The 15798-nt window shown below is 71.0% G+C and carries 16 protein-coding genes and 5 pseudogenes; 5 read left to right on the top strand and 16 right to left on the bottom strand.

The genetic code is table 11. The features are described 5' to 3' along the window. Positions 1 to 50 precede the first annotated feature (50 nt). The 5 genes and pseudogenes from ASD25_RS21365 to ASD25_RS33340 form a co-directional block, all read right to left on the bottom strand. Positions 51 to 1148: a helix-turn-helix domain-containing protein gene (locus ASD25_RS21365; protein WP_235562829.1), complete on the bottom strand. Its 1098-nt coding sequence runs from the start codon at positions 1146 to 1148 to the stop codon at positions 51 to 53. A 180-nt stretch (positions 1149 to 1328) separates the two neighbouring features. Further along, positions 1329 to 3596, bottom strand: a complete 2268-nt coding sequence (ptsP, locus tag ASD25_RS21370; protein WP_055831724.1) for a phosphoenolpyruvate--protein phosphotransferase — start codon at positions 3594 to 3596, stop codon at positions 1329 to 1331. A gap of 9 nt (positions 3597 to 3605) precedes the next feature. Continuing rightward, positions 3606 to 3956, bottom strand: coding sequence for a DUF3147 family protein (locus tag ASD25_RS21375; protein ID WP_055831725.1), 351 nt, complete (start codon positions 3954 to 3956; stop codon positions 3606 to 3608). Then, a pseudogene (locus ASD25_RS21380) lies at positions 3956 to 5198 on the bottom strand (aspartate kinase). Before ASD25_RS21380 ends, ASD25_RS21375 begins: the two are co-directional and overlap by 1 nt. A 43-nt stretch (positions 5199 to 5241) precedes the next feature. Beyond that, positions 5242 to 5448: pseudogene (locus ASD25_RS33340) on the bottom strand (hypothetical protein); the annotation flags it as partial. Between ASD25_RS33340 and ASD25_RS33345 the strand changes: the two are divergent. The 3 genes and pseudogenes from ASD25_RS33345 to ASD25_RS21390 all read left to right on the top strand — a co-directional run. Continuing rightward, positions 5447 to 5727: pseudogene (locus ASD25_RS33345) on the top strand (bifunctional 3-demethylubiquinol 3-O-methyltransferase/2-polyprenyl-6-hydroxyphenol methylase); the annotation flags it as partial. The pseudogenes ASD25_RS33340 and ASD25_RS33345 sit on opposite strands and share 2 nt — an antisense overlap. Before the next feature lies 1 nt (position 5728). Continuing rightward, positions 5729 to 6340 (top strand): annotated as a pseudogene (gene ubiG, locus ASD25_RS21385) (bifunctional 2-polyprenyl-6-hydroxyphenol methylase/3-demethylubiquinol 3-O-methyltransferase UbiG); the annotation flags it as partial. Between the two features lie 99 nt (positions 6341 to 6439). Further along, positions 6440 to 6661, top strand: a complete 222-nt coding sequence (locus ASD25_RS21390; RefSeq protein ID WP_055831726.1) for a hypothetical protein — start codon at positions 6440 to 6442, stop codon at positions 6659 to 6661. Here ASD25_RS21390 and ASD25_RS21395 read toward each other — a convergent pair. From ASD25_RS21395 to ASD25_RS21425, 7 genes are read right to left on the bottom strand one after another with little or no spacing between them, the layout of a single operon-like run. Next, positions 6658 to 7164: a GNAT family N-acetyltransferase gene (locus ASD25_RS21395; RefSeq protein WP_055831727.1), complete on the bottom strand. Its 507-nt coding sequence runs from the start codon at positions 7162 to 7164 to the stop codon at positions 6658 to 6660. The genes ASD25_RS21390 and ASD25_RS21395 overlap by 4 nt on opposite strands. Further along, positions 7152 to 7607, bottom strand: coding sequence for a DUF6265 family protein (locus ASD25_RS21400; RefSeq protein ID WP_055831728.1), 456 nt, complete (start codon positions 7605 to 7607; stop codon positions 7152 to 7154). The genes ASD25_RS21395 and ASD25_RS21400 overlap by 13 nt, the downstream gene beginning before the upstream one ends. Positions 7608 to 7643: 36 nt before the next feature. Then, a complete protein-coding gene (locus ASD25_RS21405) occupies positions 7644 to 8456 on the bottom strand; it encodes a helix-turn-helix domain-containing protein (protein ID WP_055831729.1) in 813 nt (270 codons plus the stop codon). A 3-nt stretch (positions 8457 to 8459) separates the two neighbouring features. Next, a complete protein-coding gene (locus tag ASD25_RS21410) occupies positions 8460 to 8891 on the bottom strand; it encodes a DUF1178 family protein (protein ID WP_055831730.1) in 432 nt (143 codons plus the stop codon). Next, positions 8888 to 9724, bottom strand: a complete 837-nt coding sequence (locus tag ASD25_RS21415; protein WP_055831731.1) for a carbon-nitrogen hydrolase family protein — start codon at positions 9722 to 9724, stop codon at positions 8888 to 8890. The genes ASD25_RS21410 and ASD25_RS21415 overlap by 4 nt, the downstream gene beginning before the upstream one ends. Next, positions 9724 to 9981 carry a glutaredoxin 3 gene (gene grxC, locus ASD25_RS21420; RefSeq protein ID WP_055831732.1) on the bottom strand — a complete coding sequence of 86 codons (258 nt, stop codon included), beginning with the start codon at positions 9979 to 9981 and terminating at the stop codon, positions 9724 to 9726. The genes ASD25_RS21415 and grxC overlap by 1 nt, the downstream gene beginning before the upstream one ends. 26 nt (positions 9982 to 10007) lie before the next feature. Beyond that, positions 10008 to 10814 (bottom strand): ComF family protein, encoded by an 807-nt coding sequence (locus tag ASD25_RS21425; protein WP_055831733.1) that lies wholly within the window; start codon positions 10812 to 10814, stop codon positions 10008 to 10010. On the opposite strand from ASD25_RS21425, the gene ASD25_RS21430 reads away from it, so the two are divergent. After that, entirely contained in the window at positions 10813 to 11697 is an 885-nt protein-coding gene (locus ASD25_RS21430) for a methyltransferase domain-containing protein (RefSeq protein WP_055831734.1), read from the top strand. The genes ASD25_RS21425 and ASD25_RS21430 overlap by 2 nt on opposite strands. Before the next feature lie 21 nt (positions 11698 to 11718). Here the strand turns inward: ASD25_RS21430 and ASD25_RS21435 are convergent, their stop codons facing one another. From ASD25_RS21435 to ASD25_RS21450, 4 genes are read right to left on the bottom strand one after another with little or no spacing between them, the layout of a single operon-like run. Then, positions 11719 to 11901: a Flp family type IVb pilin gene (locus ASD25_RS21435; protein WP_055831735.1), complete on the bottom strand. Its 183-nt coding sequence runs from the start codon at positions 11899 to 11901 to the stop codon at positions 11719 to 11721. Between the two features lie 20 nt (positions 11902 to 11921). Beyond that, entirely contained in the window at positions 11922 to 12332 is a 411-nt protein-coding gene (locus ASD25_RS21440) for a (deoxy)nucleoside triphosphate pyrophosphohydrolase (RefSeq protein WP_055831788.1), read from the bottom strand. A 14-nt stretch (positions 12333 to 12346) separates the two neighbouring features. Next, complete coding sequence (argJ, locus tag ASD25_RS21445; protein WP_055831736.1) at positions 12347 to 13738, bottom strand: bifunctional glutamate N-acetyltransferase/amino-acid acetyltransferase ArgJ; 1392 nt, start codon at positions 13736 to 13738, stop codon at positions 12347 to 12349. After that, positions 13735 to 14709, bottom strand: a complete 975-nt coding sequence (locus ASD25_RS21450) for a peptidylprolyl isomerase (protein ID WP_055831737.1) — start codon at positions 14707 to 14709, stop codon at positions 13735 to 13737. The genes argJ and ASD25_RS21450 overlap by 4 nt, the downstream gene beginning before the upstream one ends. A gap of 451 nt (positions 14710 to 15160) precedes the next feature. On the opposite strand from ASD25_RS21450, the pseudogene ASD25_RS21455 reads away from it, so the two are divergent. Beyond that, positions 15161 to 15798: pseudogene (locus ASD25_RS21455) on the top strand (preprotein translocase subunit SecA); the annotation flags it as partial.

Here is a 15798-nt window from a genome sequence, read left to right on the forward strand (position 1 = left end):
CGCAACATAGGCGTTCGATTGCGGCAAGGCCACGACAAGCGCTGTCGCAATCAGCCCCCGGCGGCCGTGACCATGGCGGACTGGACGCTGGCGGCGCGGGTCTGGGCCTCCGCCTGGGCGGCCTGGGTGCGGGCGGCGACCTCGGCGGCGGCCTGACGGGCCAGGGCCTGGGCCCGGACGTTCAGCTGGCCCAGAGGCGTCAGGGCGGCGTCCAGCGCGCCCCCATGCTCGCCGTTCAGATAGACGTCAAAGGCGGTCGGGTCCGAGACGTCGACCGTGGCGGCGACGCCGACCGGCGCGCGCCAGGCGTCTCCGGCGGAGAGCTGGCGGGCGAACAGCACCCGGCCGTCGGCCATCCGGACGACCAGGCTGGCGGCCTTGCGGGCCTGGATCACCACCTGTGAGGCGCTGGCGGAGGCGCCGTAGATGGCGCCGCGCGGATTGAAGGCCCGCTGGACCGGAGACGCCGAGGCGGCGGCCGCCGCGGCCAGACCTTCGGGCGAAGCCGGATCGACGCCGGTCAGCTCGGCCTCGAGGCCGGGCGTGATGTAGAGAGCCGGAATGGTCTGGTCCGGCGGCGCGGGCTGGGGCGCGGACAGCCGCAAGGGGCTCTGGCCCGGGACGGCGCCCAGGGTCCAGCTTTCGGGGACCGCGGCGATGTCGGAGGGCTGGGGCGCGCGCATCAGGCTGACGCGCTGGAAGACATTCCAGCCGATCACGGCCAGGACGAGAGCCAGACCGGCGGCGATCAGGCGCGGCGAATAGCGGCGGACATCCTCGAAGGCCACGCCGACGGGCGCCTGGAGCGGCACGGAAGGATCGGGGGTCTCGCGCTTGAACCGCTCCACCGCCAGCTGTTCGTCCAGGCCCAGGGCGTCGGCGTAGGCGCGGACATAGCCGATCGAGAAGACGCGGTTGGGCAGGGTCGAGAAGTCGTTCTGCTCGAGCGCGGTCAGATAGCGGACGGGCACGCGGGTGACGGCGGACAATTCGGCGAGGGACCGGCCCGACTGCTCGCGGGCCAGTCGCAGGCCGTCGCCGAGCGTCAGCGCGTCCGTGATCGACGGAACGACGTCCTTCCATTCGGGATCAGTCCGGAATTCGTCGGACCTGTTCCCCGTATCCAGCGCCATAGATCCTGACCCCACGCTCGGTTCGCATGGGGTGTCCCCATGCGACGCCGTACTCGAACTCGGGGCCTGTACCATATCGGGATGACAGTTCGGGCCTGCCCCCGCAGACCACCCGGTTCCGGCTTGTGGATAACTCATTTGAGCTGACCGATCAACGATTTGTTAGGCGTGCCGGCCAATTCGGGCGCGGGACGATCAGATCGTGACGTTCAATTTCCGGGCCAGGGATTCCAGCTCGCCGCGGATCGATCCGGCCGAGGAGCCGAGCAGGTTGGTCATGCTCCGCCGCGCCGCGGTCAGGTCGGCCGACAGGATCATCCGCTTGACCGGCCCCACGCCGCCGGCAGGGGCCGACAGCCGGGTGAAGCCCAGCGTCAGCAGGGCGAAAGCCTCGAGCGGGCGGCCGGCCATTTCGCCGCACACCGAGACGGGCGTTCCGGTGTCGGCGCATCGCTTCTGAATCTCGGCCAGGGCGCGCAGGGCCGGCGGCGACAGCGGATCGTAGCGATCGGACACCAGCGGATTGGTGCGGTCGGCGGCGAACATGTACTGGAACAGATCGTTGGTGCCGATCGAGACGAAGTCCGTCAGCGGCAGCAGGGCGTCGAGGTGCCACAGCAGGCTGGGGCATTCGATCATGGCTCCGACACGCAGCAGGGCGGGCAGGGCCCGGCCCCGGCGTTTGGCCCAGGCGCATTCGACGTCGACCAGTTCGCGGGCGGCGCGGAACTCGTCCACGGTGGCGATCATCGGGAACATGACGCGCAGCTCGCGCCCGGCGGCGGCGGTGAGCAGGGCCCGCAGCTGCAGCCTCAGCAGGCCGGGGCGGTCGAGGCCCAGGCGGATGGCGCGGCGCCCGAGCGCCGGGTTCTCCTCCCGCTCGGTCTCCAGATAGGGCAGGACCTTGTCGCCGCCGATATCGAGGGTGCGGAAGATGACGGGCCGGTCGCCGGCGGTGTCGAGGACGAGTTTGTAGAGGGCCGTCTGGGTGGTCAGCCGGGGCAGTTCCTCCGACACCATGAACTGGAATTCGGTGCGGAACAGGCCGATGCCCTCAGCCCCCGTGGCGTCGAGGTTCTCCAGGTCCACCGCCAGGCCGGCGTTGGTCAGGACGGTGATGCGGGTCCCGTCCAGGGTGACGGCGGGCACGTCGCGCAGCTTGGCGAACTCGGCCTGGCGTTCGCTGCGCACCAGCATGCGCGACTGGACGGCGGCCAGCATGTCGGGCCGGGGGCGCAGATAGGTCTCGCCGGTCTCGCCGTCGACGATGACGAGATCGCCCTCGGACAGGCGGTCGCGCAGGCCCATGACGCGGCCGACGCAGGGAATCTGCAGCGCACGGGCGACGATGGCGGCGTGGCTGGCGGCCGAGCCCTCCTCGAGCAGCAGGCCTCTCAGCTTGTGGCGCGGATACTCCAGCAGGTCGGCGGGGCCGAGGTTGCGGGCCACCAGGATGGCGTCGTCAGGCAGGTCGCGATGGCCGGGGTTGTCGCCGGCCAGGACCCGCAGCAGCCGGTTGGCCAGATCCTCGAAGTCGTGCAGCCGCTCCTTGATGTAGGGGTCGCGGGCCTGGGCGAAGCGGGCGCGGTGCTCGTTGCGGACGCGGTCGACGGCGGCCTCGGCGGTCAGGCCGGTGCGCACGGCCTCCTCCAGCGACCGGTTCCAGCCGCGATCGTCGGCGAACATGCGATAGGTTTCCAGCACCTCGAACGAGGCCCCGGCCAGCTTGCCCTGCCCGCCCTCGAGCATGGAATCGATATTGGCCTTGAGGGCGATGAGAGCCTCGCGCAGCCGGATCTCCTCGACCGCAGGATCCTCGGCCAGCAGGTTCTCGGGCGGGATCGGCGCCTCGTGCAGCACGACATGGCCGTAGGCGAGGCCCTCGGCGAAGCGCTGACCCTTGATCCGCTCGGGCCGGTGCGGCGCCACCTCGATGTCGCGCAGTTCGTCCTGGGCCAGCAGTTCGCCCGAGGCCACGGTCTCGGCCAGGACCATGGCGATGGTCTGGATGTCCTCGACCTCCTCCTCGTCATAGCGCCGCTCGGAGCGGTTCTGGACGACCAGCACGCCGATGGCGCGGCCGCCGCGCAGCAGGGGCGCGCCGAGGAAGGCGTGGTAGGGGTCCTCCCCCGTTTCCGGCCGGTAGGCGAAGCTGGGATGGGCGGGCGCGTTCGACAGGCTGATCGGCTCGGCCAGACGCGCCACCTCGCCGACCAGGCCCTCGCCGGGGCGCAGCCGGGTCTTGTGCACCGCTTCGGGATTCAGGCCCTGGGTGGCGAACAGCTCCAGCTCGCCCGAGGCGCGGCGCAGATAGATGGAGCAGACCTCGGCCACCATCGACCGGGCGATGGTGCGCACGACCATGTCGAGCCGGTCCTGGGCCGGCGCCGCGCCGGCCATGGCCTCGCGGATCTGGCGAAGGAGGTTGCGCGGCCCCCTCGTCGTCAATCCGCCAACCGGCATGCCGTCGCCCTACAGTCTGACGCCGACGCGCGCTGCGACGGCTACGGTTACACCATACAGAACTACCGTCAGCGCGCACCCGGCGAGGAGCGCGGGCCAGAAGCCGACGCCCCGCCGCAGCAGCGCGGGGATCAGCAGGAACATGGGCAGGGAGGGGAGCACATACCAGAAGGTCGCCTGCGCATGATCGGCCAGGCGGTCGGCGTCACGGGTGTCGCGCCACAGCCAGATCATGCCCAGCACGGAAACAAGCGGCAAGGAGGCGAACAGGGCGCCGAGCGCGGCGTTGCGGCGCGCGGTCTCGGACACCAGCCCCACCAGCAGGCCGGAGATCAGGGCCTTGATGACCCCGTACAGCATCAGACGGTCTCGAGACCGTAGGCGGCATGCAGGGCGCGAACGGCCAGTTCCGCATAGGCCGCATCGATCAGGACGCTGATCTTGATCTCGGAGGTCGAGATGGCCTGGAATTTCACGCCCTTGTCGGCCAGCGCCCGGAACATGGTCTGGGCGACGCCCGCGTGGCTGCGCATGCCGACGCCGACGACCGAGACCTTGGCCACGTCCTCGTCGACGCGCAGCTCCTCGAAGCCGATCTCGTGCTGGGCCGCGCGCATCAGCTCGGCGGCGCGGGCGGCGTCGCGGCGGCCGGTGGTGAAGGTCAGGTTGACCGCCCCCTCGCTGCGCGCCTGCGACTGGACGATCATGTCGACGTTCACATTGGCCTCGGCCAAGCGGGTGAAGACGTCGGCGGGGGCCTCGACCCGGTCGGACAGGCCCAGCAGGGTGATGCGGGCCTCGTCGCGGCTCATGGTGACGCCGGACACGATGCGTTTTTCCACGATTTCCTCCTCGTGCCGAGACCCAGCGCCGTCATCAGGGCGTCGCCTCGTCGCAGATCAGGGTGCCGGCGTTGGCGGGCAGGGCCCCGTTCTCGTCGGGTTCGATGAAGCTTGATAGCACGCGCAGCGGCACCTGTTTGGCCATGGCCAGTTCGACCGAGCGGGTCTGCAGCACCTTGGCCCCGAGAGAGGCCATCTCCAGCATCTCCTCGTAGGAGATCTTCTCGAGGCGGCGGGCGCGGCTCTCGATGCGGGGATCGGTGGTGTAGACGCCGTCGACGTCGGTGTAGATGTCGCACGGGCAGTTCAGGGCCGCGGCCACGGCCACGGCGGAGGTGTCCGAGCCGCCCCGGCCCAGGGTGGTGATCCGGCCCGAGCGGCTGACGCCCTGGAAGCCGGGGACGACGGCGATCTCGCCCTTGTCCATGGCGGCGCCGAGCACCTCGCCCGGGACGTCCTCGATGCGGGCGCGGCCGTGGGCGTCGTCGGTCAGGATCGGAATCTGCCAGCCCATCCAGGTCCGCGCGTTCAGCCCCATGTTGCGCAGCGTCAGCGCCAGCAGGCCGGCGGTGACCTGTTCGCCCGAGGCGACGACGACGTCGTATTCGTCGTCGGACGGTTCGATCCCCTGGCCCGGGCGGCCGGCGCCGTCGGTCCAGGCGACCAGCTCATTGGTCTTGCCGGCCATGGCTGAGACGACGACGGCGACCTGTTTGCCGGCGGCGGCCTCGGCGGCGACGATACGGGCGGCGCGGCGGATCCGCTCGAGGTCGCCCTGTCCAGCCGGAAGACGATATAGCCCNGCCGGCCATGGCGGAGACGACGACGGCGACCTGTTTGCCGGCGGCGGCCTCGGCGGCGACGATACGGGCGGCGCGGCGGATCCGCTCGAGGTCGCCCATCGAGGTGCCGCCGAACTTCATCACCAGTCGCGTCGTGTCTGGCCGCGTCATCGTGGCGGATCGCCCCATCTTGCGTGGAAGGCCGCGCGGGTTCATCCCTCGGCCCATGGCCGCTTCTAACGACACGGTATCTGCGCGCAAACCCCAAAGCCGCCCGGATTTCAACGATCCGGCGCAGGGGCCGTCGATCGACCCCGCCGACGTGGCGCGCTTTTCGGCCCAGGCGGCGGAATGGTGGGACGCGCGCGGGCCGTTCGCGCCGCTGCACAAATTCAATCCGGCGCGGCTGGCCTTCGTCCGCGACCGGGCGGCGGAGCGGTTCGGGCGCGATCCCGGGACGCGCGCGCCGTTCGCCGGCCTGACCCTGCTGGACGTCGGCTGCGGCGGNCGCGACCGGGCGGCGGAGCGGTTCGGGCGCGATCCCGGGACGCGCGCGCCGTTCGCCGGCCTGACCCTGCTGGACGTCGGCTGCGGCGGCGGGCTGATCGCCGAGCCGATGCGGCGGATGGGGTTCGCGGTCACCGCCATCGACGCCTCGGCCGAGAACATCGGCACCGCCCGGACCCATGCGGAACAGCAGGGGCTGGACATCGCCTACCGCGCCGCGACGGTGGAGCAGATGGAGGCCGGGGGGGCGGGGCCGTTCGACGTGGTCCTGACCATGGAGGTGATCGAGCATGTCGCCGATCCCGAGGCCTTCATCCGCGCCTGTTCGCGGCTGGTGAAGCCGGGCGGGATGATGGTCGTGGCCACCCTGAACCGGACGCTGAAGTCGCTGGCGCTCGGCAAGATCGCGGCGGAATACGTCCTGCGCTGGGTGCCGGCGGGGACGCACGACTGGAACCAGTTCCTCAAGCCCGACGAGATCCGGCTGATGCTGTCGGCCGAGCCGGTCGCGGTGACCGGACCCTTCGGTCTCGCTTATGATCCGTTCACGGATCGCTGGAGCGAAACGACGGACGCCGGGATCAACTACATGATGGTCGCCACGCGCGACTGACGCGGCCTTACGGCGAATTCATCCACCTTTCGGGGATGTAACGGGACAGGCGAAGCTTCGCGGTGGGATGAGGATTTATCCCCGAAACGGAGCCCCGTGATGAAACGCCTTCTGATCCTTTCCGCCGTGTCCGCCACCCTGATGACCTCGGCCTGCGTCACCGTGATCGACGCCTCCGACGACGCGGACCTGGCCTGGCACGGCGAGAACGCCCAGCCGTTCGACGCCGCGCGCGACGCCTGCCGCGCCTCGACCGGCCACGGCCAGCGCAGCGACGCCTTCCGCGACTGCATGGCCGCCAGGGGCGGGACCCGCAGCTAGGCCTTGAGGTCCCGGACCATGTAGCGGGCGTCCGAGCCGTAGCCGGCGAGTTTCGCTGTCATGGCCGGAGTGTCGACGACAGTGAAGCCGCGCCTTTCCCAGAAGGGCGCGGCGTCGTTGACCGCCACCAGCGCCAGGGCCGGCCACCCCGCGGCGCGCGCCTGACCGGCGAGCCGCTCGACGATCTCGCGCGACCAGCCGCCGCCGCGGACCGCGGGGTGCAGGGCGAGGTCGTGCAGATACATCACCGAGGCGTCCGCCGGGATGGCCTCGATCAGGGTGTTCAGCGCCGGCGCGGCCTCGGCCCGCCACGGATAGGCGACCAGATAGCCTCGGGCTTCGCCGTCACCGCCGGCGAGGACGAAACAGCCGTCCGGGTTGAGCGCCAGCCGGTTCTGGAAACAGTCCCGGCCCTCGAAATGGTCGGGGAAGCCGATGAGGGCGATGTCAGCGACGGCGTCCAGATCGGCCGCCGTCATCGGCCGCCAATTCAGGCCGGGCATCGGGTGTTGAGCGGGACCGCCCTGAAACTCCATTCCATGCTCCGCGGCTGTCCGCCGACCTCGCCCTCGATCCGGGCCCTGAGGGCGTCTCCGGCGCGTTCATAGATCACCCGCGTCGGAAAGTCGTTTTCAGCATTGGCGAACACCACCCGCCCCGGCCCACTCCCGGCGAGGACGAAGACGGTGGGCGGCGCGCCGCCGGGCTGGGCGACATAGGCGAAGCCCTGCGGCGTCGGGCCGATGTGCGAGACTTCGAACGAGGCGTGGCCGTCCTCGACGGTGACGGCGTGGCCGACGCTGAGGCCGGCGCGCGGATCGCTCCAGGTTTCGGACGCCTCGCGCCCGTTGGAACAGTCGAGCCAGTAGCCGGCCATCCACGACAGATCGGGCGGTGCGACGGGCGCGGTCTGGGCCAGGATGGCGGCGAGCAGGGCGGTCAGCATGGAAAATCCCTTCGGACGGGCTGTGGCGACCGGACCCTAGTGCGGCGACAGCGGCCCGGGCTTGTAGGATTGCGACGCGATGCTCCGCGCCAGGCCGACCTGATCCCGGGCCCATTCGGTGGCGGTGCAGCCGAGAAAGCGGCGGAAGTCGCGGGCCAGCTGCGGCTGGTCGAAATACCCCGCTTCCAGACCCGCCTCGAGCCAGCCGAGGGCCTCCGGGCCCTGGGCGTGATCGAAGACCCGCCGGAAGCGCAGGATCGAGCGCAACATGCGGGGCGACACGCCGACGCGCTCCTGGAAGTGGCGCTGAAGGGCGCGCTGCTCGCCAGGTGAACGGGCAGGCGGCCTGTCGCCTTCGGCGGCCTCGATTTCGGCGCGCACCGCCGGGTCCAGCGACCAGGCGTTGCGACGGCGGTGGTCGTCCAGAATGCGCACCATGATCTCGACCTGTGCGGCCGGGTCGCCCGCCGGGGCGGTTACGCCGTCGAGGCGCGCCGTCATGTCCAGACGGCGGTCGGTGGCCTGGGCCGCGGCATGGCCCAGCCAGTCGCGGGCGCCGTCGGGCTCGAAGCGGACGGCGACCAGCTCGACCGGGCCGACCGGACGCAGGGCCAGCGGCCGGGTCATCTGGCCGGCGAACAGGGCCGGGGGCTGGAGGCGGAAGACGCCGTCCTCGCCCCGTTCCTCATAGGGCGAGCCGATGTCGAGGATCAGTTCGGGGCAGCCGTCCGGCGCGATGCGCTGCACCGTCGGCTCGGGCGCGGGCGCGGCATAGGTCCAGAGGGTGCGGACGAAGGGGCGGAGGGCCGCCGGCGGATCGAACTCCTGATAGCGATCCCCCTGGTCCACGCGTCAGTGCGCCTTGGCCGGATCGGGCGGCAGCGGGGGCAGGGGCGCGCAGGGCACGCCGTCCTCCCTGAGCTTCTTCACCTCGGCCGGGGTGGCCTCGCCGTAGATTTCACGTTTCTCGGAGCGGCCTTCGTGGATGTCCCGGGCCTCGCGGGCGAAGCCGTCGCCGACGTAGTCGAAATTCTGCTCCACATGGCGGCGCACCTCGCGCGCGGCCTGCGTCATCAGGGTCTGCATGCGGGCCATGTCGGACTGGAAGACGGCCTTCTTCGTGCCGGTCACGGCGGGCGACATGATCTGTTTGGAGATGTCGCGCGAGCCGCAGAGCGGGCATTCGACGAGGCCGCGGGCGACCTGGTCGTCATAGTCGCCGGAGGCCCCGAACCAGGCCTCGAAGGCGTGTTCGTGCTGGCATCTGAGAGCGTAGCGGATCATCGCGGCCCCGCGAATTCGCGGTCGTGGGCCAGTTGGGGGATGGCGGCGCGGGCGCGGTCGACGGCGTCGAAATCCAGCGTGGCGAACAGCACGCCCGGCAGGTCGTGGTCCAGTTTCGCGGCCACCTCGCCCCACGGCGCGACGACGGTCGAGCGGCCCCAGGTGCGTCGGCCATCCTCATGGGCGCCGGCCTGGGCGGGCGCCAGGATCCAGCAGCCGGTTTCGATGGCGCGCGCCCGCAGCAGGGTCTCCCAGTGGGCCTCGCCGGTCGGAACAGTGAAGGCGGCGGGCACGGCGATCATCACCGCCCCGGCTTTCGCCAGGGCGCGGTACAGCTGGGGGAAGCGGATGTCGTAGCAGATGGTCAGGCCCAGACGGCCCCACGGCGTGTCGGCGACGACGGCTTCCTCGCCCGGCCGGATGGTGGCGCTTTCGCGCCAGCGTTCTCCGGTCGGCAGATCGACGTCGAAGACATGCAGCTTGTCATAGGCCGCGGCGATCCCGCCCCGGTCGTCGATCAGCAGGGAGCGGTTGGCGGCGCGGTCGTCCCCCTGATGGCCGGACCGGACGATGGCCGAGCCGATCAGCAGCCAGACGCCCAATTCCCGGGCCAGGTCGCGCAGTCTTGCGACCGTCTCGTCCTGATCGTGGGTGGTCAGGACGGCGTCGCGCCGATCCTTGTCCCTGATCAGGAAATTGGTCGCCTCCGGCGTCAGGATCAGTTTCGCCCCGCCCGCCGCGGCCTCGCGGATCAGCGGCTCGACATGGGCGAAGGAAGCCGCCGGCGAGGCCGGGGTGCGGGTCTGGATCAGGGCGATCGGAAGCGGGGCCATCAGGCCTCCAGCAATGCGTCCAGCGCGCCTTTCCGGTCAAGCGCGTGCAGGTCGTCGGAGCCCCCGATGTGTTTTCCGTCGATGAAGATCTGCGGGAAGGTCATCCGGCCGCCGGACTTCTGGATCATCTCCTGCTTCTTCGCGGGGTCGCTGGAGGCGACGATCTCGGTGTAGTCGGCGCCCTTTTCATCGAGCAGGGCCTTGGCGGCGTGGCAGTAGCCGCAGCCGGGCTTGGTGTAGATGATGATGTCGGCCACGCGGCACTCCTGAAAAACTGTTCCGCCTACATAGGCAGTTCGCGGGCGGTTCGCACCCGGGCCACGACCGCGAGATCGACGGCCCGCGCCCCGGCGTCTAGCAGGGCGCGGGCGCAGGCCTCTGCGGTGGCGCCAGTGGTCAACACGTCGTCGACCAGAAGGATGCGGCGGCCCTTGATCCGACGGCGGCCCTCGACCGAGACCGCGAAAGCCTTTTTGACGTTCAGGCGGCGGCCCCGGGCCGACTTGCCGCCCTGGCTGGTGGTGTGGGTCTGGCGGATCAGGGCGTCGGGCAGATAGTCGAGGCCGGCGTCCCGGGCGAGGGGGCGGGCGATCTCGGCCGCCTGGTTGAAGCGGCGCGACAGCAGGCGAAGGCGGTGCAGGGGCACGGGGGCGACGGCGTCGGCCTCGGCCAGCAGGGGCGCGGCCGAGCGGCTGACCCAGCGGGCGAACAGGGGGGCGTACGGCTGGTGGTCGCCGTGCTTGAATTTCAGGATCAGCCCGCGCGAGGCGGCGTCATAGACGCAGGCCGCCCGGGCCCGGTCGAAAGCGTAGGGTTGGGCCACGCAGGCGGCGCAGCGCGGCGATGCGAAGGCGCCGCCGTCCATCCCGAAGGCCGCGCCGCAGCCGTCGCAGACCGGATCCTCCAGAAAGACCACGCGGCTCCAGGCGTCGGGCGTCAGGCCGGCCGAGGCGGCGGCCTCGGGGCTGTCCCAGGCGAGGGGCGGCAGCAGCAGATCGGTCACGCCGCGCCCCAGCGACCGCGCGCCGCGCGCGATCTGCAGCCCGCCCGCTTTCAATCGGTCGCGCCAGCCCCCATCCTGCAGGCCCATGAACGCCTCCTCCGGTACCCCCCGCATCTTCGACGTTCCGCGCCGTACGGCAAGGCTTGCGCGCAGCGAGACGACGATCGCCAGCGCCGACTTCCTGCACGCCCGCGCCGCCGACAACGCGGTGGGCAGTCTCGAGGCCCTGATGCGAGACTGGCCGACGGTGCTGGACCTGTCGGCCCATCCCGGGGCCTTCGCCGCCGCCCTGAAGGGCAGCGCCGCCCAGGGGCGGGTCGGGCCGGTTGTCGAAGCGGGGGACCGCGCGGCCCGGGCCGGCCCGGGCATGGCGGCGCTGGGCGTTCCAGACGAGTCTCAGGACCTGATCGTCTCGCTCATGAGCCTGCACTGGGCCAATGATCTGCCCGGGGCCCTCGCCCAGATCCGGCGGGCCCTGAAGCCGGACGGCCTGTTTCTGGGGACGTTGCTGGGGGCGGGGACATTGAAGGAGCTGCGCGCGGTCCTGACCGAGGCCGAGCTGGAGGCGCGCGGCGGAGCCCAGGCGCGGGTGTCCCCCTTCGCCGACGGCTTCGACGGCGCGGCCCTGCTGCAGCGGGCCGGCTTCGCCCTGCCGGTGGCCGACGTCGACCGGGTGACGGTGCGTTATCCGGACCTGTTCGCCCTGGTCCGGGACCTCCGGGCCATGGGCGAGACCAATGTGCTCGCCGGCCCCCTGCGGCCGCTGACGCGCGGGGTCGCGGGCCGGGCGGCGCAGCTGTACGCCGAGCGGTTCGGCGAGGCCGACGGGCGGATTCCGGCGACGTTCGAGATCGTCCATCTGGCCGGCTGGGCCCCGCACGAGAGCCAGCAGAAGCCGCTGCCAAGGGGTTCTGCGAAGATGCGGCTGGCGGATGCGCTGGGCGTCAGGGAGCAGACCGGCGAGGACTGACGGCCTCGGGCAGCCGAAGGATCAGCCGCCCATCGCGCTGCGCAGGGCGTTCATCGTCCGCTGGAACAGGCCGTCCGCGGTCGCGCCGAAGGCGTGCAGCGCGCCGATGATGACGAGGAACATCAGCGCCAGGATCATGCCGTATTCGATGGCCGTGGCCCCGCTTTCGTCGCGGCGGAACCGGGAAAGGAAGCGTCGCAGCATCGGCCCCCTCCTTCCGGCGGCTAGAGCAGGTCGCGCAGCCAGGCGACCAGGGGTTCGTCGGCCGGCGGCATGGGCCAGTCCGAAAGCTGGTTCGGCCTCACCCATTTCAGCGCCGCGTGCTCGCGGTTCTGCACCTGCCCCGACCAGCGTCGGCATAGCCAGAGTGGCATCAACAGGTGAAAGGATTCGTAAGCGTGGCTGGTAAACACGAACGGGGCCAGGCAGGCCTCGTTGACGTCGATGCCCAGCTCTTCCTTCAGCTCGCGGATCAGGGCCGCCTCGGGCCGTTCGCCGGGCTCGACCTTGCCGCCCGGGAATTCCCACAGCCCGGCCAGCTGTTTGCCTTCCGGCCGCTGGGCGATCAGCACCCGGCCGTCGGCGTCGATCAGGGCCACGGCGACGACGAGGACGGTGGGGAGGCTTTCTGTCAGGGAAGAGCCGGCGCTCACGAGCGATAGTCGCCGTTGATCTCGACGTAGCGTTTGGTCAGGTCGCAGGTCCAGACCGTGGCCGAGGCGCGGCCCGAGCCGACGTCGACGGTGATGTCGATCTCGGCGTTCTTCATATAGGCGCTCATCTTCGCCTCGTCGTAGGTAGGGGACGGCGCGCCGTCGACGGCGGCGACGTGGGGGCCGAAGCGGATGGCCAGGCGGTCGCGGTCGACCGGCTCGTCCGTCTTGCCCACGGCCATGACCACGCGGCCCCAGTTGGCGTCCTCGCCGGCCAGGGCGGTCTTGACCAGGGGACTGTCGGCGATCGACTTGGCCAGCTTGCGGGCCGAGCCGGGCGAGGCCGCGCCCTCGACGGTGACGCGGACGAATTTGGTCGCGCCCTCGCCGTCGCGGACCAGCTGGTGGGCGAGGTCGAGCATGACCTTGTCCAGGGCGGCCGAGAATTCCTTCAGCCGGCGGTCGCCGACCCGGCCGATGCGCGGGGCGCCCGAGGAGCCGGTGGCGAACAGCAGGCAGGTGTCATTGGTCGAGGTGTCGCCATCGACCGTGACGCTGTTGAAGGTGGTGCGGACGTGCAGGCCCAGCAGGGCGCGCAGCACCGGCGGGGCGATGGCCGCGTCGGTGACGATGAAGGCCAGCATGGTGGCCATGTCCGGCGCGATCATGCCCGACCCCTTGGCGATGCCGGCGATGCGCACGGTATGGCCGTCGATCCGGCACTCGGCCCAGGCGCCCTTCGGGAAGGTGTCGGTGGTCATGATGCCCAGACCGGCCCGCGCCCATTGCTCGGTCGGGGGCATGTCGCCGTCGAGGGCGGTCTCGATCTCGTTCAGACGGGCGGTGATCTTGCGGTCGTCCAGCACGACGCCGATCACCCCGGTCGAGGCCAGCATGACGTCGCGCTGACGGCAGCCGAAGCGTTTGGCCAGCTCGGAGGCGGTGCGCCGGGCGGCGTCGGCCCCGGCCTTGCCGGTGAAGGCGTTGGCGCAGCCCGCGTTGACGACCAGGCCGCGGACATCGTTCCCGCCCTCGGTCCCGTCCAGATGCCGCTTGCACCAGTCGACCGGCGCCGAGCCGATCTTGTGCCGGGTGAAGACGCCGGCGCAGGTGGTCCCGCGGGCGAAGCGGAACACCACCAGGTCATCGCGCTCATGTTTGTAGAAGCCGGCGCGGGCGGTGGCGATCCCGACGCCGCCGATGGGCGGAATGATCGGGAAGGGCACGGCCAGCGGCGAGATTTCGAGACCGGGCTTGCCGGGCGCGGCTGGCTTCGACGCCGGCGTGGTGGCGCGCTTCAGCGCCGTGGCCAGCGGGTCCAGCGCCTTTTCCAGCGCCTGTTCGAACTTCTGGCCGGTCGAGGCGCGGCTCTCGGGTGGACGGCTCATGACTTCTTCGCAGGGGCAGCGGGGACGGGCGCAGGCCCTGCGGTCGCAGCCGGGGCCGCCGGGGCGGGGGCCACGGCCGAACGGGGGGCCGAAGCCGGTTCCTGGGTCCGGGCCGCGTCGCCCTCCAGCAGGATGTCCACCTTCGCCTTGCCGCGCAGCTGCTCCAGCAGCTGGCGCACGCCTTCATAGGTCAGATAGCGGACGATCTGCGGCCGGGCCTGTTCCAGCGTCGGCGGCGTCTCGCGGCGGCGGTCCTCGACCCGCAGCACGGCCCAGCCGCCCTCGGTCTGGAACGGTCCGACGGTCGAGCCGGCGGGCTTGTCGCGCAGGGCGTTGGCGTAGGCCTCGGGCATGACGTCCAGCGTCCGGTAGCCCAGATCGCCCCCGGAATAGCGGGTGGCGTCGTCGATCGAGCTTTCGGCGGCCACGGCCTCGAAGGCCGCGCCCTGCGCCAGTATGCCGATGACGGCGTCGGCCTCGGGCCGGGTCCGCGACAGGATCAGGCGGACGCGGATTTCCTCGGATGTCTGCGCCAGCCGGACCTGCTCCTGGTAGATGGTCTCGACCGCGCGGTCGGAGATGGTCCCGTTGACCACCGTCTCCACCAGCATGTCGCCGAGGATGCGTTCGCGGGTCGCCTCCAGTCGGCGCTGGGCGAGGGCGGAGTTGTCCAGACCGCGGCGGTCGGCCTCCGCGGCCAGCAGCTTCTGGTCGATCACCTCGTCCAGCACGCGTCGGAACAGGTCGCTGGTGACGTCCAGCGGCTCGCCCTCGCCCACCAGCCCCTGCGCCACCGCCTCGCGCTTGACGTCGGAGGCCCAGATGGTCTGGTCCTGGACCTTCGCCACGGCCCGGTCGCCCGGCTCGGGCGGACGGTCGGCGCCGGCGCCCCGGCCACAGGCCGCCACGCCGAGCGACAGCGCCATGCAGACGGCGATCAGGACGGGTGCGAAGGGGGTGGAAAGCCTCATCGGGGGCGCGCTCCGTCACGGGGCGGGAAAGGCCCTCGCGTTGACAGGGATAAGGTCGGTGCTTAAGTCCCGCCTGCGCCCAAGTCGAGGGGTTTTCGAACGTTCGCGCGGCCCTCGCGCGCGCCTGTACAGGCGCTCCGGGCCGACGACGCCGGAGGTCCTTCGGCAAAGTCGTCGCTGGTCCTTCGGGACCCTTCCAGTACCAGAGCCCCTGTCGCTCGCCCGCCTTCGGAACATTCATGGCCCTCGCGTTGACAGGGATAAGGTCGGTGCTTAAGTCCCGCCTGCGCCCAAGTCGAGGGGTTTTCGAACGTTCGCGCGGCCCTCGCGCGCGCCTGTGTAGCAGGGCGCCGGGCCGACGACGCCGGAGACCTCCGGGCCAAGTCGTCGCCGCTCCTTCGAGACCTTCCAGTACCAGAGCCCCTGTCGCTCGCCCGCCTTCGGATCATCCATGCTCGGCATCGCCAAGAAGTTTTTCGGCTCCTCCAATGACCGCAAGGTCAAGGACTTCATGGGCCGGGTCCAGAAGATCAACGCGCTGGAGCCGAAGTACGCGGCGCTCAGCGACGACGAACTCCGGATGATGACCGACGCCTTCCGCGACCGGCTGGCGGCGGGCGAGACCCTCGACAAGATCATGAACGAGGCCTTCGCGGTCGCCCGCGAGGCGTCCAAGCGGGTGCTGGGCCAGCGTCAGTACGACGTCCAGCTGGCCGGCGGCATGATCCTGCACGACGGCGGCATCGCCGAGATGCGCACCGGCGAGGGCAAGACCCTGGTCGCCGTGGCGGCCGTTTATCTGAACGCCCTGTCCGGCAAGGGCGTGCACGTCATCACCGTCAACGACTATCTGGCGCGGCGCGACGCCGAATGGATGGGCCGGGTCTACCGCTTCCTCGGCATGGAGGTCGGCGTCATCGTCAACGGCCTGTCGTCGGGCCAGCGCCAGGCGGCCTATGCGGCCGACATCACCTACGGCACCAACAACGAATTCGGCTTCGACTAYCTGCGCGACAAYCTGGTCTATGACCGCAAGGAGATGGTGCAGCGYCCGCACCATTTCGCCATCGTCGACGAGGTCGACTCGAT

This window comes from Brevundimonas sp. Root1423 (assembly GCF_001426805.1).

What these genes read in the sequence shown, in the direction of transcription:
- ptsP (WP_055831724.1), bottom strand. Translation starts at nt 3,596, where the DNA reads ATGCCGGTTGGCGGATTGACGACGAGGGGGCCGCGCAACCTCCTTCGC.
- ASD25_RS21375 (WP_055831725.1), bottom strand. Translation starts at nt 3,956, where the DNA reads ATGCTGTACGGGGTCATCAAGGCCCTGATCTCCGGCCTGCTGGTGGGG.
- ASD25_RS21390 (WP_055831726.1), top strand. Translation starts at nt 6,440, where the DNA reads ATGAAACGCCTTCTGATCCTTTCCGCCGTGTCCGCCACCCTGATGACC.
- ASD25_RS21395 (WP_055831727.1), bottom strand. Translation starts at nt 7,164, where the DNA reads ATGCCCGGCCTGAATTGGCGGCCGATGACGGCGGCCGATCTGGACGCC.
- ASD25_RS21400 (WP_055831728.1), bottom strand. Translation starts at nt 7,607, where the DNA reads ATGCTGACCGCCCTGCTCGCCGCCATCCTGGCCCAGACCGCGCCCGTC.
- ASD25_RS21410 (WP_055831730.1), bottom strand. Translation starts at nt 8,891, where the DNA reads ATGATCCGCTACGCTCTCAGATGCCAGCACGAACACGCCTTCGAGGCC.
- ASD25_RS21415 (WP_055831731.1), bottom strand. Translation starts at nt 9,724, where the DNA reads ATGGCCCCGCTTCCGATCGCCCTGATCCAGACCCGCACCCCGGCCTCG.
- ASD25_RS21430 (WP_055831734.1), top strand. Translation starts at nt 10,813, where the DNA reads ATGAACGCCTCCTCCGGTACCCCCCGCATCTTCGACGTTCCGCGCCGT.
- ASD25_RS21425 (WP_055831733.1), bottom strand. Translation starts at nt 10,814, where the DNA reads ATGGGCCTGCAGGATGGGGGCTGGCGCGACCGATTGAAAGCGGGCGGG.
- ASD25_RS21435 (WP_055831735.1), bottom strand. Translation starts at nt 11,901, where the DNA reads ATGCTGCGACGCTTCCTTTCCCGGTTCCGCCGCGACGAAAGCGGGGCC.
- argJ (WP_055831736.1), bottom strand. Translation starts at nt 13,738, where the DNA reads ATGAGCCGTCCACCCGAGAGCCGCGCCTCGACCGGCCAGAAGTTCGAA.
- ASD25_RS21450 (WP_055831737.1), bottom strand. Translation starts at nt 14,709, where the DNA reads ATGAGGCTTTCCACCCCCTTCGCACCCGTCCTGATCGCCGTCTGCATG.